The sequence below is a fragment of the Armatimonas sp. genome, assembly GCF_043760365.1.
Classification (GTDB): Bacteria; Armatimonadota; Armatimonadia; order Armatimonadales; family Armatimonadaceae; genus Armatimonas.
Map to the genome: position 1 here is coordinate 1 of NZ_JAYUPA010000731.1, position 3577 is coordinate 3577.

At 52.6% G+C, this 3577-nt stretch carries 2 protein-coding genes; both read left to right on the forward strand.

Annotated elements, in window-relative coordinates:
- The first annotated feature begins 79 nt into the window (after nucleotides 1–79).
- Nucleotides 80–1081, forward strand: coding sequence for a tyrosine-type recombinase/integrase (locus ACH2EH_RS17260; RefSeq protein WP_395143511.1), 1002 nt, complete (start codon nucleotides 80–82; stop codon nucleotides 1079–1081).
- Between the two features lie 424 nt (nucleotides 1082–1505).
- Nucleotides 1506–3530 carry a helicase HerA domain-containing protein gene (locus tag ACH2EH_RS17265; protein ID WP_395143513.1) on the forward strand — a complete coding sequence of 675 codons (2025 nt, stop codon included), beginning with the start codon at nucleotides 1506–1508 and terminating at the stop codon, nucleotides 3528–3530.
- Nucleotides 3531–3577 lie beyond the last annotated feature (47 nt).

Below are 3577 nucleotides of genomic sequence, written 5' to 3' on the forward strand. Positions count from 1 at the left end.
GCCGTTTTCATTCACAGCGTTGACATCTACTATCACTTGTTGCTATACCTGAAGTAAGCTACAAGTAAAGGTGAATCAGATGGCGGACGCTTTCAACACCATAACCTGGGAAGAGGCACAAAGGGAGTTCTCACTCCACCTCCAAGCCTCTCGCGCAGCTAAAACCGTGCGCTTCTATGAAGTGCAACTTCTTGGCGTAGCCCGCTGGGCTCAGGCCAATGACATCCCCTTAACTGCCTTCGGGAAACGACACCTGGATCGCTTCTTGGCGGAGCGCATCAAGCTTGGACGCAAGCCGATTACGCTAAGGCACGACGCGCTCTGTACCAAAGTCTTCTTCGCCTGGTGTGCGAAAAACGATCTCATCGAGCGTAGCAACCTCGCCGAGTACGAGGTACGCAATGCTCCCAAGCCCATGAAGTACATGCCGACTGACGAGGACATGGCAAAGCTTCTACCCGCAACGCTGGACTACTGGAACCCGGAGAAGAATCCCGGCTCGCGCTTCCAATCTCCCACGCGGCGCATCTTTCACCGGGATCGCAACTACGCCGTCCTGATCGGCTTGCTTGATACCGCTGCGCGTATCGGGGAGATGCTCAACCTGAAGGTTGAGGACTACCGAGCGAGCGAGCGAGCAATCACCATTCGTGAGAGTAAGGGACGTGAGCCTCGGTTCATACCGGTTAGCTCCGAGTGGGCGAAAACACTCACCACCTGGCTCAAGATTCGCAGCAAGCTCATGGCAGGACAAACGAAAGACGAAGGCTGGCTCTTCATCACGGAGTACGGCACCCGGATGGACGAGGGCCGCTTTCTGAAGGTGCTCAAGAATACACTTCAGTGGGTGGGCTTAACGGATCAGATCACACTTCACTCCCTGCGACGCTACTCGCTAAACCGGCTCGCAAAGTTCAATCTCCTGGCAGCGCAACAGATCGCGGGGCACAAAGAAACTAAGACCACACTGATCTATACCAAGCTCGATCCCGACTTCGTTCGGGAGGCCCATGCCAGTGTAGCTGTCGTGAAAAACATCATGGGAAGCAAACGCGAGGAGCGCCGCAAGCGCTTGCTCTAGCTCCTCTTTGAACACGACAAAGTCAGTGGGACGATGTCATCGTCCCACTGACTTTGTGCGTTAGGGGCGCTATTAAAATGTCCAAACCTGTGTCCGAATCAGTAGTCGAAACGAAGGAGAATCCTGGTCGGACGCGGAATAGGACATTCTGAAGGGAGAATGTTTGGTTTGGATACCTGTAACTCTCAGTCTGATACTCCGTCTCTGATTCGCTCTTTCGTCTCAGACTCCTCATGCCTCAGGCTCTGCTCGCGCAATCGCCTTCAGCATTCGTCCTCTTCGACTCAGTCCCTCATCCGATCCGTCGTATCTTCCTTCGATTGCGCGGCACGCCGTGAGATGCCGCGGGGAGGCGTGCCACGGACTGCGGACGTGTTCAGATGTGGCGAGATTCCCCGCCGCTTCGTGAAAGGTGAGGCCCGTAATGAATCATGATTCTATCCTGATCGGAACCGAGGTTGGTGAACAATCTATGGAGTACTCCGAGCTTGGTCTCGTCAATCTGGTCGCCCTGCCTGGCTGTGGCGGCTTTCTGGCTGACAGGTTCTATGACCAAGCTGAGATCATTGAGCAACAGGTTCAAGAAGAGGTGGGAGCTGAGATCAATGAGGATATCGCCCTCACCTGGGACAACAATCAATCGACAGCGAGTTATTGGGCAGATACCAGTGAAGCCGATGAATTGGAGCGCCTGGCAGCTGTTACCGAGGATGCGGTAGAGCGCAGATCCTTACTTCAGCAGGTTCGTCAGATCCGCGCTGGAGGACGCGCTCAAGAGCGACTACTAGCCCGCGACACCGGACGGGAGAACGCACGAACACGGGCATTTAGTAAACTCTATCGAAAAGATATCCAAGCGGAACGGGCTGATCGCCTCAAGAAAGCACATAACCTCCGATTGGCGGCGGACGTTTTGCTACAGGGTATCCCTGTCCAGCAGCCTGTTGTGGCAAGTGCTTGGGCCTTGGAAAGACATGCCTGTGTCTTTGGAGGAACTGGGTTTGGTAAGAGTCGTCTCATCCGGCACTTACTCACCGATCAGATCAGGGCGGGCTGCTCCGTAATTGTGATAGACCCCAAGCCGAGTGCGGTTGAGGATATGGTTTCCTGTGCGGTGGAGGCGGGGCTATCTCCAGAAGATGTTATTTTGTTAACCCCGAGAGATGTCCACTCTTCCATTCCTGGGTGGAATCCCTTTCTTGGAAAAGATGCCGCAGACATTGCCGCACGCATCACCAAAGAGATTCTGATGATTCTTGGCGAGGGGTGGGGACCACGGATGGTTGCCATTCTTACTAATGTTCTCAACGTGATGGCGGCACATCGTCTCTCTTTAGCCGAATGTAGTGATTTTCTTACCATGGATCGTTATCGCGAGGCACTGCTGGAAACCCTGCCTAAAGAAGATTCGAAGTCCTATCGTCAGTCGGTTCGATTCTTCCGAAACGACTTCAGTACCTGGCCGATTTCGGGGCGAGATGAATCCGTTCGTGCAGTTACCACACGTCTCAATGATGTCTTACAAATTCCTTTCATCTCTGCCTTACTCTGTTCGAACCGCAATACACTGGACCTAGGCGATTTCTGGCGAAAGCAGAAAATGCTGATTGCCCATCTGGATTTGAGCACTCTTTTACCCGAAGGCGCTCGCATCATCAGCACCCTGATCGCCTACATGACCTTTCTGACAGCAATGAAAGCAAAGTCAACAATGGGGGTGCCGGTGGTACTGGTTTTGGATGAACTGGGGATGCAAGAAAAGTTTTTAGGTGAAGCCTTATCGGATATGATCACCTACTCACGCTCGCAGGGACTCCGATTAATGGTGGCAACTCAGCACTTTACCAAGGTCTCTCCTCCTCTGCTGGACGCTTTGCTTGGAAATGCCTGTCTTCAGGTCTTTTTCCAACTGAGCGAGAAAGATGCTCGGACGATCTCCGGTAGTATGGCTGCTGCGACGATTCAGAGAATTGAGAAAGACGCAGTGCCCATCTGCGTCGAATTGGGTATTGAAGCAGCTATGCAGGTATGGGAGTTGCCCCTCTGTGATCCTGTTGGAAACACTCTCCAGCCTACGAGCCGCGAATACCTACTCTCAAAAGTCGTGCTACCTGAGCCCGATTACTCGAGACTACAACCATGTCCTAGCTTGCCTGAGTTGAAAACTCCGACGTTCCCGACGATCACTAACCGGTTAGTACTACCGATTATTCCACGTGATCTTCAGAAAATCATTGATCAGATTCGCAAATGGGAACAGCTTGAGCGAGAAATTAATGACGCCAATACCAAGGAACTTGACAGAGCAAGGGATCTGCACCTTTCGCATGTGGTTTCCCGAACAGCGAGTCTTGAGAAAACGGTTGGAGGCAGCGGAGGAGCCACGTATACTTTTACAGCTAAGTACAGGACAAAAATTGTATCGCCTTCTCTCTCTGACATTCCTTGATAGTTCTACACAGAGAAATCATCCAATTCTGGAGCGCGTCCAGGCCG